We start from the raw sequence: 17,158 nt of genomic DNA on the forward strand, positions 1-17,158 counted from the left end.
CCGGCATCACGCGCTAACCGGGCGCGATGAATCAGGTCACGATCAAGCACGCGCTTCCCGTCAAGCGGGACGACGACTTCGCCCAGTGGTACCAGGCTGTGATTGCCGAAGCCGAGCTTGCCGAGGAATCCGGCGTGCGCGGCTGCATGGTCATCAAGCCGTGGGGCTACGGGATGTGGGAACGCATCCAGCACGTCATGGACGCCGAGATCAAGGCGGCGGGCGTCGAGAACTGCTATTTCCCGCTGTTCATACCCTTGAGCTATTTCGCCAAGGAGGCGGAACACGTCGAGGGCTTTGCCAAGGAAATGGCGGTCGTCACCCATCACCGGCTGGTGAGTGACGGCAAGGGCGGCCTCGTCCCCGATCCCGAGGCGAAGCTCGAAGAACCGCTGGTCGTCCGCCCGACTTCCGAAACCGTGATCGGTGCGGCGATGAGCCGGTGGATCCAGTCGTGGCGCGACCTGCCGCTGCTCACCAACCAGTGGGCCAACGTCGTCCGCTGGGAAATGCGCACGAGGATGTTCCTGCGCACCAGCGAGTTTCTCTGGCAGGAAGGCCACACCGCCCACGCCGACGAGGCGGACGCGATGAAGGAAACGATGCGCGCGCTGGAGATGTATCGCAGCTTCTCCGAAGAGGTTCTCGCGATGCCGGTGATCGCCGGCGCCAAGCCGGAGAACGAGCGCTTCCCGGGCGCGGTCGCGACGTACTCGATCGAGGCGATGATGCAGGACGGCAAGGCCCTCCAGGCCGGCACCTCGCACTACCTCGGCACCGGCTTCGCCGAGGCGGCGGGCATCCGTTACCAGGACAAGGAAGGCCAGCAGACGCTGTGCCACACCACCAGCTGGGGCGTCTCGACCCGGATGATCGGGGGCGTGATCATGACCCACGGCGACGACGACGGGCTGCGCGTGCCGCCGCGCATTGCGCCGCAGCAGGTGGTGATCCTGCCGATGCTCCGCGACAACGATGGTGACGAGGCCCTGCTCGCCTACTGCGAGAGCCTTCGCGCCGCGCTCGCCCGGCAGTCGGCGCTGGGCGAACCGATCCGCGTGCTGCTCGACAAGCGCCCCGGCAAGGCCACGCAGAAGCGCTGGGCCTGGGTCAAGAAAGGCGTGCCGCTGATCCTCGAGATCGGCGGGCGCGATGCCGAAGGCGGGCAGGTCTCGGTCCTGCGCCGCGACCAGCTGTGGCGCGAGGACGGCAAGGTCAACTTTGCCGCGATGGGGCGCGATGCCTTCGTCGGCGAGGCGGCTGCGCACCTTGCGGACATCCAGCATTCGCTCCACACCGAAGCGGCGGCCAGACGCGACGCCGCGATCGTCCGTGACGTAACCGACCTTGCCGGGCTCAAGGCCTATTTCGCCGAAGACCGCAAGTTCCCCGGCTGGGTCGAACTGTCGTGGTCGAAACCGACCGGCGCGGCGCTCGACACGGTGGTGGAGACGCTCAAGGCGCTGAAACTCACGATCCGCAACACTCCGCTCGACGCGGCGCCGGCCGAAGGGCCTTGCCCGTTCACCGGCGAGCCGGCGGTCGAGCGGATCCTCGTGGCGCGGGCGTATTGAACGAGGGCAGGGGGCAGGAATGATTGAGGCGGTCAGGAACGGGTTTCGCGGATTGCTGCGCTTTTCCGGGCGGGACAATCGTCCGACGTTCTGGTGGTGGTTTCTCGCGGTCTACATCCTGGCGACGCTGGTCACGATGGCATTCACCATACCCTTCTTCGTTTCGATGACGGCAAGCATGATCGAAGCGGGCCGAAACCCCGATGGGGGCGCGGCGGCAGAGGCGGTCATGGCTTCAGGCATGGCGGACTACATGCATGCGCTTGTCTGGGTGAGCATCGGCAGCGCCGCCCTGATGACCGTGCTGCTCGCCGCGGCGATTGTCCGGCGGTTGCATGATGCCGGCTATTCGGGCTGGCTTGGCCTGGTCCCGCTGGCAGCGCAAGGGCTCGCGCTGGCGCGGCTCCCGGCCGAAATGGACAGGATTGTCGCGGCCATGAAGGCGGGCATGGCGGGCGGACAGGTCAACTCCATGTCCTATAGCTCGGTGTCCCTGCTAGGATGGGTTCCGCTGCTGCTGGTCGCGGTCATCGGCCTGCTGCCGACGCGCGCCGGGGCAGATGGCTAGGCTGGCGCTGTTTCTCCCGGCCCTGCTGGCCGCCACGCCCGCCGCCGCCGAGCGCTGGCGCGGCGCGGCCGAATCGGACGTCCAGGCCGGCAAGACGATCATGCTGGTCGACGAGGCCAGCCTCAGCCGCACCGGGCGTAACGTCACCGGCTGGACCATGAGCATCGTCGACAGTCCGGACGGGCAGGACTGGAACATCCTGCTGATGAAGCGCGCGGTGAACTGCGACGCGATGGAGGTGCAGGACCTCCACACCAAGTTCTTCCACGACGAGGTGCGCCTCGAGGATACCGAAGCCGTCGGCGAGTGGCGGGCGGTGACCAAGGGCACGATCCTCGAACGACTCGCCCAGGTCATGTGCGGGCAGGAAGAATACCTGACCGAGGTGCTCGACGATCCCGTCGGCATCGCCCAGGACTTTTTCGACGTTCGCCGCGCCGACGGCGGTTGAGTTTCCCCGGCCGGGGGCGCACATGCCGCGGATGGTTCGCCCAAACGCCCCGCCGCCCGGTCTTCCCACGCGGACCCAGGTTCTCGATTTCATCGCAACGAGCGAAGAGCCGGCGGGCAAGCGCGAGATTGCGCGGCACTTCGGGCTCAAGGGCGCGGAAAAGATCGCGCTCAAGGCCTTGCTCCGCGACATGGCCGACGAGGGCTTGATCGACGGTAACCGCAGCGCGTTCCACCGGATGGGCGGGGTGCCGAAGGTCACCGTCCTGCGCATCGTCGACACCGACGACGGCGAAGCGATCGCCATTCCCGACACCTGGCGACCCGACGACGGTGCCCCGCCGCCGCGCCTGCGGGTGATCGAGCGCGGCAAGAAGGGGCCGGCGCTGCGCAAGGGCGACCGCGTGCTCGCCCGCACCGAGGAAGCCGGGCGCGGGCTGATCGCCCACCCGATGAAGAAGCTGCCCAATTCGACCGAGCAGGTGCTCGGGGTCGTCGAGATCGACGCCTCGGGCAAGGGCTGGCTCTCGCCCGTGGACAAACGCATCCGCAATTCCTCGCCGATCGCCGACCTCGGCGGGGCGGAGGCCGGGCAACTGGTGCTCGCCGAGCCCGCCGGCCGCTCGCCGCGCTCGGGCGTCAAGGTCACCGAAGTGCTGGGCGACCCGCTGCTGCCCCGCGCCTTCAGCCTCATCGCGATCCACAAGTACGGCATCCCCGACAGCTTCGGCGAGGAGGCGCTCGCCCAGGCCGAAATCGCCGCCCGGCTCCCGTTGAGCGAGGCGACCCGCGAGGATCTGCGTCACCTGCCGATCGTGGCGATCGACCCGCTCGATGCCCGCGACCACGATGACGCGATCTGGGCCGCGCCCGACCCCGATCCGTCGAACGAAGGTGGGTGGCAGGCGGTCGTCGCCATTGCCGACGTCAGCTTATATGTCCGCCCCGGCAGCCCCCTCGACCGCGAGGCTCGCAAGCGCGGCAACTCGGTCTATTTCCCCGACCGCGTCGTACCTATGCTGCCCGAGGTGCTTTCGGCCGAGGTCTGCTCGCTGAAATCCGGCGCGGACCGGGCGGCGATGGCCTGCCACCTGACCATCGACGCGCACGGCCAAGTCAGGGACTGGCGCTTCACCCGCGCGCTGGTCCGAATCGCTGAAGTCATCGCTTACGAGGAGGCGCAGGCGCGGATCGACGAGGGCCGGGCAGGCGAGGCGCTGCTTCACCTCTGGTCCGCATGGCGCGCGCTGGAAAAGGCGCGCGGTGCCCGCGACCCGCTCGAACTCGAACTTCCCGAACGGCGGGTCGTGCTCGACGAGCATGGCAAGATCGCCGAGGTTGCGCTGCGCGAACGGCTCGACGCGCACCGGGTGGTCGAGGACTTCATGATCGCCGCCAACGTCGCCGCGGCCAAGGCGCTGGAGGCGAAGGTCGCGCCGGTCGTCTACCGGATTCACGAACCGCCGAGCCGGGAAAAGCTCGTTGCGCTCAAGGAATACCTCGCGACCTTCGACCGCAAGCTGGCGCTGGGACAGGTGATCACGCCGTCGCTGTTCAACCGCATGCTCAAGGACATTTCGGACGAGACCGAGAAGGCCCTCGTCATGGAAGCGGTGCTGCGCAGCCAGACCCAGGCCTATTACGGCCCGCGCAATGCCGGTCACTTCGGCCTGTCGCTGGGCAGCTACGCGCACTTCACTTCGCCGATCCGGCGCTATTCCGACCTTCTCGTCCACCGCGCGCTGGTCGATGCCTATGGCCTCGAGCAACCCCGGCCAGAGGCGCGCGAGGTTCCGGCGCATTCCGGCCTGTCCGATGCGGACCGCGAGGATCTCACCCGGGTGAGCGAGGCGATCAGCAACACCGAGCGCCGGGCGATGGAGGCAGAGCGCGAAACCATCGACCGCTACGTCGCCGCATGGCTCTCCGGCAAGGTCGGCGAAGTCTTCGAAACCCGCGTGACCGGCGTCCAGAAGTTCGGCCTGTTCGCGACGATCATCGGGCTCGGCGGCGACGGGCTGGTCCCGGTGTCGGTGCTTGGTGCAGAGCGATTCGAGTATGACGAGAAGGGCCGGGCGCTGGAAGGAGAGCTTTCGGGCGACCGCTACACGGTCGGCCAGATCCTCCAGCTGCGTCTGGCCGAGGCTAATCCGCTGACCGGCGCGCTCAAGTTCGAGCCGCCTGATCTCGGCGCCGGCGTCGCCCGGATCGAGCGACGTGGCGGCAAGCCGTTCGGCAAGAGCGGCGGCAAACCCGGCGGCTTCAAACAGGGCAAGCGCGGCCGTCCGGGCAATATCCGCCACCAGTCGCGCAAGCGGTAGATCGGCACCATCGGTCCATAACCCTCTTCGTCATTGCGAAGAGGGTAGTGACGAAGCAATCCAGGCAGTGCGTGCGCCTTCTGGATTGCCTCGGCCTGCGGCCTCGCAATGACGAGGGAAGTGATGATACTCGGGGTGACACAGGATGACACCGTGTCACCCAGGAACATGGCGCAATTCCAAGAGCTTGATTACCGCACGACAGGTTACACCCACGCGCGAAAACGCGTCCGGAGCGTCGATTCCCAACCATGTGAAAGAGCGGCCCCAAAGTCTGGCAGGGGCCGCGCGTGTAGGACAGCGTATTTCCGCGCCGTCAGGTCACCTGGTCGAGCTGCTCCACTGCCAGTGCACCGGGCACGATCATGATAGGGCAGGGCAGTTGGCCGGGATTGTGGGTCACGAAGTGCGCGACCAGCGGTCCCGGCGGACCGTCGGCGGCGGTGCCGAGCACCAGTGCGGAAACCTCCGGGTGTTCCTTCAGGTAGTCGCGCACGACCTGCGGACCGTCGCCCTGCCGCACCGAGATCACCGGCATCAGCCCGGCCTCGCTGGCGATGCTTCCGGCGGCGGTGGTGGCAAGCACTTCGGCGCGGCTGCGCGCCTCCTCCTCGATGGTCGCCTGGACCCCGCCGAACGCGACGAAATCCTGTCGCGGGACCAGCGCGAGGATGTGGACCGCACCGGAGGTGCGGGTGGCGCGCCGGGCCGCGAACCGCAGCGCAAGGCTCGATTCCTCGGTCTCGTCCATCACCACAAGGTATACGCGCTGCGACATCGGCCCCTCCGGGGACTGATATCGGGCGAATTCGTATGACGTGCAAGCGCCTTGCCCCTTGACCCCGAGGGCGTTGGTTGGGAAATGGCAATGACCTTACGGCATGGGGGAGCCGCAACGGGCGCCCCCTGCCAAACCCAGGACTGCGCCCATGCCCATCGCGATCAAGATGCCCGCCCTGTCCCCGACCATGGAAGAGGGCACCCTCGCCAAGTGGCTGGTCAAGGTGGGCGACAAGGTTTCGTCCGGCGACATCATGGCCGAGATCGAGACCGACAAGGCGACGATGGAATTCGAGGCGGTCGACGAAGGGACGATCACGGCGATCGAGGTCGCCGAGGGATCCGAGGGCGTGAAGGTCGGCACCGTGATTGCGATGCTGGCGGGCGATGACGAGGATGAGGCTCCGGCTCCTGCGGCCAAGGCCGCGCCGGCACCTGCTCCTGCTGCTGCTGCTGCTGCTGCTGCTCCTGCTCCTGCTCCTGCTCCTGCAGCTAAGGCCGCACCGGCTGCTCCCGCGCCTGCGCCGTCCGCAGCACCTGCGGCCAAGGGTGACCGGGTCATTGCCTCCCCGCTGGCCAAGCGGATCGCGGCCGACAAGGGCGTCGATCTTTCCGCGGTGAAGGGCACCGGCCCCAACGGCCGGATCATCCGCGCCGACGTCGACGGCGCAAAGCCTGGCGCGGCTCCGGCAGCAACGGCTCCGGCCAAGGCCGCGGCTGCCCCGGCGGCGGCGGCCCCCGCTGCGGCGCCTGCCGCCGCGCCCGCACCGGCCGCGATCCCGGACTTCGGCATTCCGTACGAGGCGCAGAAGCTCAACAACGTCCGCAAGGTCATCGCCCGCCGCCTGACCGAGGCGAAGCAGACGATCCCGCATATCTACCTCACGGTGGACATCCGCCTCGACGCCCTTCTCAAGCTGCGCGGCGACCTGAACAAGGCGCTCGAGCCGCAGGGCGTGAAGCTTTCGGTCAACGACCTGATCATCAAGGCGCTGGCCAAGGCGCTGGTCCAGACACCGAAGTGCAACGTCAGCTTCGCCGGGGACGAGCTGCGGACCTACAAGCGTGCCGATATTTCGGTTGCCGTCGCCGCGCCGTCGGGGCTGATTACCCCGATCATTGTCGATGCCGGGTCCAAGTCGGTCTCCGCCATCGCGACCGAGATGAAGGAACTGGCGGGCCGCGCCCGCGAGGGCAAGCTGCAGCCGCATGAATACCAGGGCGGCACCGCGAGCCTTTCCAACCTCGGGATGTTCGGGATCAAGAGCTTCGACGCGGTGATCAACCCGCCGCAGGCCATGATCCTCGCCGTCGGTGCGGGCGAGCAGCGGCCCTACGTGGTCGACGGCGCGCTCTCGATCGCCACGGTGATGAGCGCCACCGGCAGCTTCGACCACCGTGCCATCGACGGCGCGGACGGGGCGGAGCTGATGCAGGCGCTCAAGAACCTGATCGAGAACCCGCTCGGGCTGGTTGCATAAGTCGTGGCCGGGGGGCGGCTCAGCGAGACGTTCGCGCCCCGCTTGGGGGTGAACCTGCTGTGGCTGGTTCCGGCGGTGGCCGTGTTGGCGTCGCTGATCAGCTCGATCCTTGTGTTCACGGGCCTGTCGGTTGTTCAGGGGGGCGAAGATGCGTTCCTGAAAGGCCTACTGTTGGCACTGTTCGCGGCAATGTTTGCGGTCTTCTTCGTGCTCGGCGGGTTGCTTGTGCTGGCAGTTCCGCTGTCCTTCGTCCTGCGAGCAGCGAAAGTGAAATGGCTTGTGGTTGTCGGCATTGCCGTCGTCCTTGCGGTTGCGGGTGGTGCGCTGTTCGGTGCCGCGCAGGAGAGCCCGGATTTTCCGTGGGTAGGCATGACCTACGGCCTTGTCACGGCGATGACCTGGCTACTTGCGCTCCATCGCTTCGCAGGCGCCATTCAGCACGCCGACATCGACGATCCGCTATTGGACGCGGCATGATGACCCAGTCACGCCCATTCGCCCGTGCCGCTGCGCTCGCCGCCGCCGCGCTGCTTCCCCTCACTTCGGTCCAGGCCGCCCCGCCCACGGCCAAGCCGGTCACCGTCGGCATCGACGGCCCCGAATACGACGCCTGCGGTTCGCAGGGCGAAGTCCGCGGCCTGCGCGATGAGGGGGACATGGTCCTCTCGGTCCGCAGCGCCCCGGGCACCGCCTCGCCCGAGGTCGACAGGCTCAAGAACGGGCAGGTCGTGATCCTGTGCGATTCGACCAAGGACGGGAAGTGGGCCGGGGTGGTCTATCCCGCCGCCGGCCAGTCCGTTTCGGCCTGCGGCACATCATCGCCGGTCGCCCGCAAGACTGCTTATTCCGGACCCTGCCGCTCGGGCTGGGTCGCCAGTACCTACGTGGCCGTAACGGCCGGTTGACCCCTGAAAGGAAGTGCCTGTGTCCCAGTATGACGTGATCGTTCTCGGTTCCGGCCCCGGCGGTTACGTCGCGGCGATCCGGTCGGCGCAGCTGGGCCTGAAGACCGCGATCGTGGAGCGCGAGCTGCTCGGCGGGATCTGTCTCAACTGGGGCTGTATTCCGACAAAGGCGCTGCTCCGCTCGGCCGAGATCTTTCACTACATGCAGCACGCCAAGGACTATGGCCTCTCGGCCAGCGGGGTGAGCGCAGACCTCGGCGCGGTGGTCGCGCGCTCGCGCGGGGTGGCCAAGCAGCTCAACCAGGGCGTCACGCACCTGATGAAGAAGAACAAGATCACCGTCCACATGGGTACCGGGAAGCTCGTCGCTCCGGGCAACCTGGAGGTGACGGGCGACAAGGGCACCGAAACGCTCGAATCGAAGCATATCATCATCGCGACCGGCGCACGGGCGCGCGACCTGCCGTTCGCCAAGGCCGATGGCGAGAAGATCTGGACATATCGCCATGCGATGACTCCCAAGGAAATGCCGACCGACCTGCTCGTCATCGGTTCGGGCGCTATCGGGATAGAATTCGCGAGTTTTTACAACGACATGGGCGCGAAAGTGACCGTGGTTGAGATGATGGACCGGATTGTCCCGGTCGAGGATGCCGATGTGTCCGCGTTCCTCGAGAAAGCGCTGAAAAAGCAGGGCATGACGATCATGACCGGCGCGGGTGTCCAGAAGATCGAGAAGGGCGGAAAGGGCATCAAGGCGGCCATCAAGGCCAAGGACGGCTCTGTCACCGAAAGCGAATTCAGCCACGTCATCGTCGCCGTGGGCATTGCCCCCAATGTCGAGAACATCGGCCTCGAAGAGTGCAAGATCGAGCCCGACAAGCGCTTCCACATCAAGGTCGACGGTTATGGCCGCACCAACGTCCCCGGCATCTGGGCGATCGGCGACGTGACCGAGGGACCGTGGCTGGCGCACAAGGCGAGCCACGAGGGCGTGACCGCGGCCGAAGCGATCGCACAGGAACTCGGCAACAAGGACGTCCACCCGCACCCGCTCGACCGCGCCAATATCCCGGGCTGCACTTACTGCCATCCCCAGATCGCCAGCGTCGGAATGACCGAGGCGAAAGCCAAGGAGGCGGGCTATACGGTCAAGGCCGGGACCTTCCCGTTCATCGGCAACGGCAAGGCGATCGCGCTGGGCGAGGCGGAAGGCTTCGTGAAGACGGTGTTCGACGCCAAGACCGGCGAACTGCTCGGCGCGCACATGATCGGGGCCGAGGTCACCGAGATGATCCAGGGCTACGTCGTCGGGAAGACGCTCGAGACGACCGAGGCGGAGCTGATGAACACCGTGTTCCCGCACCCGACGATCAGCGAATCGATGCACGAGAGCGTGCTCGCCGCGTATGGGCGCGCGCTGCACATCTGAACCATCCTCGTTATTGCGAGGAGCATGTCGACGAAGCAATCCTTGGTGCTGGACGCTCGGGATTGCCGCGGCCCGCGGCCTCGCAATGACGACGTGACGTGGGAAGACCCGTCAGACTGCCGGCAGGTCCGCCAGCTCCGCGAGGTCCGAGATCAGCGCGATCTGCGGATCGACCGCGGTGAAGTCGGCGGGCGTGAACGCGCTCGTCAGCAGTGCCCTGAACGCCACCCCGCAGCGCGCCGCGATCCGGGCGTCGTTAGGCGAATCGCCGACGAACAGGAACCGCGAGCGGGGCAGGGCGAAGCGCTCTTCCAGCGTCAGGAAGTGATGCTCGCCCTTGCCGTAGCCGTCCCGCGGCCGGTAGCCGAGCGCGCAGTCCACCGGCCAGTCGCGGGCCATGCGCTCGACATAGGGCTCCATGTTGTTCGACGAGATCGCGATCTTCAGGCCGCGCTCGCGCCAGTCGCTGAACAGGCGGGCGGTGGCGTCGGCCAGGGTCAGCCCGCGCAGGTAGCCGTCCTTCCAGTCTTCGAACGCCTGCGCCACCTCGTCGGTGTCGGCGCGGTCCGGATACAGCTCGCGGAGCTGCTTCTCGAACGGCAGGCCCGAGGTGCGGAAGTAGTCGGCGCGCGCGGCGGCCCACGGCGTGGCGAACGCCGCTTCCATCAGGCTCGCCGCCTTGTCGGCATAGTCGTCCATCGTCGGCACCAGCGTGCCGTCGAGATCGAAGACGAGTACCGCCGGGGTCAAGCGCCGAGACCGGCGCGGGCGAGGGCGAGGTCCTCTTCGGTATCGACCTCGAACCAGCGCAGTCCCTCGATCCAGCAGACCTGCGGCGCGGTTGCGGGATCGCGGGCGAGTTCGGCCAGCACCATCTCGACCGAGGCACTGGCGAGCGGCGCGCTGGACGCCACCCGGTCGAACGCGGCCCAGTAGGCGGCGCTCGCCCCGCCGCCTACCGAGGTGGTCCCGATGTAGGCACCGTCGAACGTTGGAAGCGTCTTGGAAATCTGTTCTAGATCAGTGCCCTGTGCAACGACCTTCATTTCATCGCCGAGGATCGTGCGATCCCGCTCACAGCTTATGGATACGCCCGCGCCGGGCCGGAAGAACGCCGTGTACATGTCGGCGGGGAACAGGTGGTCGGCGTTCGTGACCACGAACGGCTCGCCGCCGATCGCGCCGCGTGCCGCGCGCAGCGACGTCAGGTTGCCGGCTTCGAGATCGGGATTGCGCACGCTCGACACCGGCCGGTCCGCCCAGTGCGCCGCGAGGTGCGCCTCGACCTGGTCGGCCATGTGTCCGGTCACGACGACGACTTCGTCGACCACCCCCAGCAACGCCTCCAGCGCAAAGTCTATGCACCGGCGGCGGCCTACTTCCATCAGCGGCTTGGGGACGGATGCGGTCGCGGGTCCGAGTCGGCTGCCTCTGCCCGCCGCGAGCACGATACCCTTCATTCGTCCGCCTTGACCGCCTCGTGGAGTGATGCCGCGTCGTATCGGCGGGAACCCGCCGCGTCAACGCAGGGAGGCGGGGGACTACTGCGCTTTCAGGTGGGCCGGAAGCAGCGCCCCGTCCTTGTCACGGACGATCAGCGGGGCGCACCAGACGATGGCGATGAGCCAGATGCACACCCCCGCCAGGCCGACGCGCGGGATCGCCCAGGCCAGGCCGCTGACGCACAGCATGGCGGCGAACAGGGCGTAGGCATCGCGCTTGAACAGCTTCTCCACCGTCATCACGACGCTGCGGAACCGGGGGAGGGGCGCAAGACGCTGTTCCAGCGCGCCGCGGAGCACGTCGAAGCTGCCGCGCCGCGGGCCGAACCGCAGCAGCGTCGCCATCAGCAGCATCGCGCAGGCGGCCACGACGATCATTTCGACCGCGACTTCGAGCTCTGCCCAGCCATGGACCTGGACAATCCCGATCCCGACGCCGACCAGGAATCCGAGGTTGGCGATCATGTCGAGCGCGGTATCGAGCGCCGCGCCGGACTTGCTGGTGCGGAAAGTGACGCGGGCGATATCCCCGTCGACGCAGTCGATCACCGAAACCGCCTGGTACAGCGCCCCTCCGAGCGCGAGCCCCCAGACGGTGCCGCTCGCCAGCACGGCGAACATCACCACCGCCAGCGCAAAGGTGAACCAGGTGACGACGTTGGGCGATACATCGGTCCGCAGCAGCAGCGCCGACATCCGGAACGAGATCGGCCGGTTGATGTTGCGCCCGACCCAGCCCTCGCTCGGCTTCATCGACGCGACGAGCGTGCGCCAGGTCAGTTCGCGGGGCGTCCCGGCGGGCCAGAACAGGGTCTCGTCCAGCAGCGCCGAGGCACCCGTTTCGCGCAGCGCCCGCATGCCCTCGCGCGTCGGATAACGATCGCCCGGCAGCATCTCCGCGCCGTCCGGCGCCTCAGCCACGATCCGCACGTCGGGCAGCGCCCGTTCGCGCACCCGGAAGCTCTCGCGCCAGTCTTCTGCCACCGGGCGATCAGCCACGATCCAGATCGGTGAAGCGCCTTCGAGATCGGCGAGAATCACGCCGCGGGCCACGCCGGAAATGCCCGCCATCCGCTGGCACAAGAAGGAAGACGCCGGAATGGCTACGGAAAATCCGCTCACGCAGTCATGGTCCCACCCAGCGGGGCGACAAGACCCCGGTCGAAAACTGGCGGACAGGGTGGGATTCGAACCCACGGTGAGCTTGCACCCACGGCGGTTTTCAAGACCGCTGCCTTAAACCACTCGGCCACCTGTCCGTCGCGGTTCCCGATAGCGACGGAACGCATGGTCGCAAAGGGGATTCACAAGCTTTCCCCCGTGTGCGACAGTCCTGCGGATGGCTTCCTTTTCCTTGCGATTTCCGCTTCGCGCCGCGCTCGCCGCCGCGCTGGTCCTGACCTTGGCGGGTCCCGCACAGGCGCAGCTGGATGGCGAGGAGGCGGGTTTCCAGGGTTATCTCCAGCTTCTCTCGGCCAAGGCCCGCGCCGCCGGAGTGCGCGAATCGACGATCGCGTCGGTGACCGGCGGAATGACCCTGAACAAGCGGGTGATCGAGCTCGACCGCGCGCAGCCGGGCGGTACCAGCACCACGATCGCGCCGTTCGAACCCTATCGCCGCACCCATGTCGATGCCGCGCGGATCGGCGGCGGGCGGCGGCAGTTTGCGGCAACAGCCGGGCAGCTCGGCACGCTCGAGCGCAAGTACGGGGTTCCGGGTCCGATCGTCCTGGCGATCTGGGGGCACGAAACCAATTACGGCAGCTACACCGGCAACTTCGACCTGCCGCGCGCGCTGGCCTCGCTCGCCTACGAAGGCCGCCGCCGCGACCTCTTTGCCGACGAATTCGTCGCCGCACTCAAAATGATCGACCGCGGGGTGCCGCGCGGCAAGATGGTCGGCAGCTGGGCCGGCGCGTTCGGCAACCCGCAGTTCCTGCCGTCCGTTTACCTGCGCGTGGCCGAAGACGGCGACGGTGACGGTTTTGCCGACATCTGGGCGAGCCGGGCCGATACGCTCGCCTCGATCGCCAACTATTTCCACGATGCTGGCTGGCGTCCCGGGCAGCCGTGGGGGTTTGCCGTGACCGTCCCGGGCGAGCTCAACCGCGCCGCGCTCGGCACGTCACTGGAGAGCCCGCGCTGCACCCGGGTGTTCCAGCGCCACAGCGGATGGAAGACCATGCGCGAGTGGCGCGCGCTGGGAATCGTGCCGAAAACCGCCGCCTGGCCGGGTGACGATGTGCTGGCGACGCTGCTCGAACCCGATGGGCAAGGCAAGACCGGCTACCTGCTAACCGGAAATTATAGGGTTATCCTCGATTACAACTGCTCGAACTTCTACGCTCTGTCCGTGGGATTGCTTGCAGATGAGATTAACCGCTAGCCGGATCGCCCCGTTTCTCGCCGCTGTCGCGGCGGTTTCGCTGTCCGCCTCCGCCATTTCGCAAACCGCCGGACCGGAAGGCGATTATCCGCGCGTGCTGGGCGATCCGTTCGAAATCGACGGCGTAACCTACACGCCTGCCGACACCCTCAATTACGACCAGGTCGGCTATGCGGCGATGCAGGCCGACGGCAACGGCATTTCCGGATCGCACCGCACCCTGCCGCTGCCGAGCTATGTCGAGGTGACCTCGCTCGATTCGGGGCGGACCATCCTCGTCCGGCTCGATCGGCGCGGGCCGATGAGCGGGCCGGATCTTGTCGACCTTTCGCCTGCCGCCTGGGCGCAGCTCGGCCTGCCGCAAGGCGCGACGGTCGCGGTGCGGGTGCGGCGGGTCAATCCGCCCGAAACCGAGCGCGCCCGGCTCCGCGCCGGCGAAACTGCGCCCGAACGGATGGAAACCCCCAAGGGCCTGCTCGCCGTGCTGGTGCGCAAGCTGCCGCCCGCGCCTGCCGGGGCACTGAAGCCGGGAATAGAGCCCGCGCCGCTAGCGACCTCGCCGGTGCTGGCGCCGGGCACGCTGGCCAAGACCGGCCCGGTGCCTGCTGTGGCCGCGCCAGCACCTGCCGCCGCGGCGAAGACAGAGCCCAAACCTGCCGCAGTCGCTGCTGCTCCGGCTCCGGCACCCAAGGCCGCACCCAAACCGGAGCCAAAGCCCGCCGCAGCACCGACTCCGGCCTCCAGCCACTCCGGCATGTTCGTCCAAGCGGCGGCGTTCTCGTCGAAGGAGCGCGCCGACGCTGCCGCGAAAGCAATCGGCGGAACGGTCTCGGCCGCGGGCAAGCTCTGGCGCGTGCGCGTCGGGCCGCTGGCATCCACAGCCTCGGCCAATGCCGCTCTGGCGAAGGTCAAGGCCGCGGGCTATGCCGATGCCCGGGTGGTGCGCGCGCCCTAGCCTGCCTGCAAGGAGCGCGCCCGTGGTGTCTGGGTCGTGTCCTTGCCGAAACGTCTGCTTGCCGGGTTCCTCATCGCGCTCGCGCCGCTTCCGGCGCTGGCGCAGCCCGCGCCGTTCCTCTCGCCGCAGCAGTCGCTCACCGCGCCGATCGCGCTGATGCTCGACGCCGGATCGGGCCGAGTGCTGTTCGAGCGCGACAGCCACCGACGCTTCGTCCCCGCCTCGCTGACCAAGGTGATGACCGCCTATGTCGCGTTCGAACTGATCCGGGAGGGAAAGCTCGACCCGCGCCAGCGCTTCCGCGTCTCCACTCCGGCATTCCGCGCCTGGCACAACGTCGGCAGCACCATGTTCCTGGCCGAGAACAGCGAGGTTTCGGTCGACGACCTGCTGAAGGGAATCATCACGGTTTCCGCCAACGATGGTTGTATCGTGCTCGCCGAGGGGATTTCCGGCAGCGTGCCCGCCTTCACCCGGCTGATGAACGAGAAGGCCCGCGCGCTGGGTATGCGCGACAGCCACTTCAACACGCCCAACGGCTGGATGGACGAGGGCCGCACCTTTGTTTCTGCCGCCGACTTGGCCGCGCTTTCCCGCGCAATGATCGAGCGGCACCCCGCGCTCTACAAGCACTACTTCGGCCATGCCGGGATGAGCTACAACGGCATCGACCAGCCCAACCACAACCCGCTCTACGGCGTCACCGCCGGGGCGGACGGGATCAAGACCGGGTTCACCAACGAGGCGGGGTACGGCTTCGTCGGCTCCGTGCTCCGCAACGGCCGGCGGGTGATCATGGTCGTCGCCGGCTACGACCGCGCCCCGGTCCGCCGAGACGAATCGCGGGCGTTCGTCGAATGGGCCTATGCCGGATGGGACATCGAGCGGCTGTTCGAGGCGGGCGCGCGGATCGGCAAGGCCGAGGTGCAGGGCGGCGCGGAGCGTTACGTAACCGCCGTCGCGCCGCGCCTGCTCTATCTCACGGTGTCGCCGGGGGAGAAGCCGGTCTATACGCTCTCGATGCGCTATCGCGGACCACTCGAGGCTCCCATCGCCAAGGGACAGGACATCGGCCAGCTGGTCGTTACGTACCAGGGGGGCGAGCGGGTCGAGATGCCGCTGGTCGCCGGCAGCGACGTGCCCGCCGGCAGCTGGTTCGACCGGTTACGTAACGGTTTTCTGGGGCTGTTGGGGCTGTGACGCGGGGCAGGTTCATCGCCTTCGAGGGCGGCGAAGGCGCGGGCAAGTCGACCCAGGCGCGGCTCTTGGCCGAGGCACTTGGCGCGCAAGGCCGCGCCGTGGTGATGACCCGCGAACCGGGCGGCACGCCGGGGGCCGAGGCGATCCGTGCGCTGCTGCTCGGCCCGCCGGGCGAAGGCTGGGGGCCGCGCGCCGAGGCCCTGCTCTTCGCCGCCGCCCGCGCCGACCATGTCGAGCGGCTGATCCGCCCCGCGCTGAACGCCGGGCAGTGGGTGATCTGCGACCGCTTCGTCGACAGCAGCCGCGCCTACCAGGGCGGTGGTGGCGGGCTTTCGGACGCTGACGTCATGGCGCTCCACGGCATCGGCAGCGAGGGCCTGCTGCCCGATCTGACGCTGTTCCTCACCGTAGCGCCCGAGGTGGCCGCCAGTCGCCTCGCGTTACGTGACCAGGGCTCGAGCGATGCCATCGGTGGCCGCCCGGCCGCGTACCACGCCCGCGTCGATGCCGCTTTCCGCCGCATGGCCGAGGCCGAGCCCGCCCGCTTCGCCGAAGTCCGCGCCGACGATGCGCCGGACGCCGTCCATGCCCGCATCTTTGCGTTGGTGGCGGAGCGACTGGGATGAGCGCGCTGCTCGGCCACGATCACGCCTGGCGGACCTGGCGCGCGGCCATGGCCGGTGCGCGGATGCACCATGGCTGGATCCTCACCGGCAAGCGCGGCCTTGGCAAGGCGAGCTTCGCGCTTGCCGCCGCCGCGGAGCTGGTCGCGGTGCCCGGGGTGTCGCAGCCACCCGTGGAGAGCCACCCCGATATTCTCGTCCTCGAGCCGCTCCCGGCCAACGATGACGAGGCGAAGAAGCGCGACGACGGCAAGGCCTACACCCGCAAGCGCAGCATCTCGGTCGACCAGGTCCGCCAGATGCAGGCCCGCCTCTTCACCCGCCCGACGCTGGGACCGCGGCGGGTAGTGATCATCGACGCCGCCGACGATCTCGAGAAGAGCGCGGTCAACGCCCTGCTCAAGAGCCTGGAGGAGCCGCCCGCCGGGACCTTCTTCCTGCTCGTCACGCACCGCCTCGGACGCCTGCTGCCGACCGTGCGTTCGCGCTGCCTGATCCTGCGGTTCGCGCCGCTGTCGGACGAGGACGTGGACCGGGCGCTGGCCTCGGCGATGCCGCAGCTCGACCGCGCCGCGCGGGCCGGAGCTGTCGCGGCGTCCGGTGGCTCGCCCGGTGCGGCGATGGCCTTTGCCGAGCAGGACCTCGGCACGCTCCACCCGCTGTTCGAGCGGCTGCTGCGCGAAGGCGACCCCGACTTCTCGCTGCGCGCAGCGCTGGCCCCGGCGATCGGCCAGCGGCCCGACCGCGAGCGGCAGCTTGCCGCGGTCGAAGCGGCACGCATGGTCACGGCAGGTGCGCTTCGCGACACGTCAGGTGCCGCCCAGCTTCGCCTGATCGAAGCGCACGAGGCGCTGGTTCGCCTCGCCGGGCAGGTGCCGACCTACAATTACGATGCCGCGCTGCTCGTCATGGAAATCGGCGGGTTGCTGGCCAACGTGGCGGCGACTAGGGAAGGGGCCGACCAAGCCTAGCCAAGAGAAA

The 17,158-nt window shown here is 68.2% G+C and carries 17 protein-coding genes and 1 tRNA gene; 13 read left to right on the plus strand and 5 right to left on the minus strand.

What is annotated here, in order from left to right; translation table 11 throughout:
- Nucleotides 1-26 precede the first annotated feature (26 nt).
- The 4 genes from AC3WLD_RS07760 to AC3WLD_RS07775 are packed head-to-tail and all read left to right on the plus strand — an operon-like array spanning nucleotide 27 to nucleotide 4,913.
- Nucleotides 27-1,574 carry an aminoacyl--tRNA ligase-related protein gene (locus AC3WLD_RS07760; RefSeq protein WP_492556371.1) on the plus strand — a complete coding sequence of 516 codons (1,548 nt, stop codon included), beginning with the start codon at nucleotides 27-29 and terminating at the stop codon, nucleotides 1,572-1,574.
- A gap of 19 nt (nucleotides 1,575-1,593) precedes the next feature.
- Entirely contained in the window at nucleotides 1,594-2,142 is a 549-nt protein-coding gene (locus AC3WLD_RS07765; RefSeq protein ID WP_492556372.1) for a DUF805 domain-containing protein, read from the plus strand.
- Nucleotides 2,135-2,593, plus strand: coding sequence for a surface-adhesin E family protein (locus AC3WLD_RS07770; protein WP_492556373.1), 459 nt, complete (start codon nucleotides 2,135-2,137; stop codon nucleotides 2,591-2,593). Before AC3WLD_RS07765 ends, AC3WLD_RS07770 begins: the two co-directional genes overlap by 8 nt.
- 31 nt (nucleotides 2,594-2,624) lie before the next feature.
- The gene (locus tag AC3WLD_RS07775; protein WP_492556374.1) at nucleotides 2,625-4,913 is read left to right on the plus strand and encodes a ribonuclease R family protein; all 2,289 of its coding nucleotides are present in this window, start codon (nucleotides 2,625-2,627) and stop codon (nucleotides 4,911-4,913) included.
- A 316-nt stretch (nucleotides 4,914-5,229) separates the two neighbouring features.
- Here the strand turns inward: AC3WLD_RS07775 and AC3WLD_RS07780 are convergent, their stop codons facing one another.
- Nucleotides 5,230-5,691 carry a universal stress protein gene (locus AC3WLD_RS07780; RefSeq protein WP_492556375.1) on the minus strand — a complete coding sequence of 154 codons (462 nt, stop codon included), beginning with the start codon at nucleotides 5,689-5,691 and terminating at the stop codon, nucleotides 5,230-5,232.
- Nucleotides 5,692-5,842: 151 nt separating this feature from the next.
- Between AC3WLD_RS07780 and AC3WLD_RS07785 the strand changes: the two genes are divergently transcribed.
- From AC3WLD_RS07785 to lpdA, 4 genes are read left to right on the plus strand one after another with little or no spacing between them, the layout of a single operon-like run.
- Entirely contained in the window at nucleotides 5,843-7,174 is a 1,332-nt protein-coding gene (locus AC3WLD_RS07785; protein WP_492556376.1) for a pyruvate dehydrogenase complex dihydrolipoamide acetyltransferase, read from the plus strand.
- A gap of 48 nt (nucleotides 7,175-7,222) precedes the next feature.
- Nucleotides 7,223-7,651: a hypothetical protein gene (locus AC3WLD_RS07790; protein ID WP_492556377.1), complete on the plus strand. Its 429-nt coding sequence runs from the start codon at nucleotides 7,223-7,225 to the stop codon at nucleotides 7,649-7,651.
- The gene (locus tag AC3WLD_RS07795; protein WP_492556378.1) at nucleotides 7,648-8,079 is read left to right on the plus strand and encodes an SH3 domain-containing protein; all 432 of its coding nucleotides are present in this window, start codon (nucleotides 7,648-7,650) and stop codon (nucleotides 8,077-8,079) included. Before AC3WLD_RS07790 ends, AC3WLD_RS07795 begins: the two co-directional genes overlap by 4 nt.
- 19 nt (nucleotides 8,080-8,098) lie before the next feature.
- A complete protein-coding gene (gene lpdA / locus AC3WLD_RS07800; RefSeq protein WP_492556379.1) occupies nucleotides 8,099-9,511 on the plus strand; it encodes a dihydrolipoyl dehydrogenase in 1,413 nt (470 codons plus the stop codon).
- Between the two features lie 111 nt (nucleotides 9,512-9,622).
- Here lpdA and AC3WLD_RS07805 read toward each other — a convergent pair whose 3' ends face one another.
- The 4 genes from AC3WLD_RS07805 to AC3WLD_RS07820 form a co-directional block, all read right to left on the minus strand.
- Entirely contained in the window at nucleotides 9,623-10,261 is a 639-nt protein-coding gene (locus AC3WLD_RS07805; RefSeq protein WP_492556380.1) for an HAD family hydrolase, read from the minus strand.
- Nucleotides 10,258-10,971, minus strand: coding sequence for a phosphocholine cytidylyltransferase family protein (locus tag AC3WLD_RS07810; RefSeq protein WP_492556381.1), 714 nt, complete (start codon nucleotides 10,969-10,971; stop codon nucleotides 10,258-10,260). Before AC3WLD_RS07810 ends, AC3WLD_RS07805 begins: the two co-directional genes overlap by 4 nt.
- Nucleotides 10,972-11,052: 81 nt before the next feature.
- Complete coding sequence (locus AC3WLD_RS07815; RefSeq protein ID WP_492556382.1) at nucleotides 11,053-12,084, minus strand: CDP-alcohol phosphatidyltransferase family protein; 1,032 nt, start codon at nucleotides 12,082-12,084, stop codon at nucleotides 11,053-11,055.
- Nucleotides 12,085-12,182: 98 nt separating this feature from the next.
- Nucleotides 12,183-12,272 (minus strand) — tRNA-Ser (locus AC3WLD_RS07820).
- Between the two features lie 80 nt (nucleotides 12,273-12,352).
- On the opposite strand from AC3WLD_RS07820, the gene AC3WLD_RS07825 reads away from it, so the two are divergent.
- The 5 genes from AC3WLD_RS07825 to AC3WLD_RS07845 are packed head-to-tail and all read left to right on the plus strand — an operon-like array spanning nucleotide 12,353 to nucleotide 17,148.
- Nucleotides 12,353-13,399 (plus strand): lytic murein transglycosylase, encoded by a 1,047-nt coding sequence (locus tag AC3WLD_RS07825; RefSeq protein ID WP_492556383.1) that lies wholly within the window; start codon nucleotides 12,353-12,355, stop codon nucleotides 13,397-13,399.
- Nucleotides 13,383-14,354, plus strand: coding sequence for a septal ring lytic transglycosylase RlpA family protein (locus AC3WLD_RS07830; RefSeq protein WP_492556384.1), 972 nt, complete (start codon nucleotides 13,383-13,385; stop codon nucleotides 14,352-14,354). The genes AC3WLD_RS07825 and AC3WLD_RS07830 overlap by 17 nt, the downstream gene beginning before the upstream one ends.
- Before the next feature lie 42 nt (nucleotides 14,355-14,396).
- The gene (locus tag AC3WLD_RS07835) at nucleotides 14,397-15,554 is read left to right on the plus strand and encodes a D-alanyl-D-alanine carboxypeptidase family protein (protein ID WP_492556385.1); all 1,158 of its coding nucleotides are present in this window, start codon (nucleotides 14,397-14,399) and stop codon (nucleotides 15,552-15,554) included.
- Complete coding sequence (gene tmk, locus AC3WLD_RS07840) at nucleotides 15,551-16,180, plus strand: dTMP kinase (RefSeq protein WP_492556386.1); 630 nt, start codon at nucleotides 15,551-15,553, stop codon at nucleotides 16,178-16,180. The genes AC3WLD_RS07835 and tmk overlap by 4 nt, the downstream gene beginning before the upstream one ends.
- Entirely contained in the window at nucleotides 16,177-17,148 is a 972-nt protein-coding gene (locus AC3WLD_RS07845; RefSeq protein WP_492556387.1) for a DNA polymerase III delta subunit-related protein, read from the plus strand. Before tmk ends, AC3WLD_RS07845 begins: the two co-directional genes overlap by 4 nt.
- Nucleotides 17,149-17,158: the final 10 nt, after the last annotated feature.

It is taken from the genome of Novosphingobium sp. FW305-C-111, assembly GCF_058783565.1.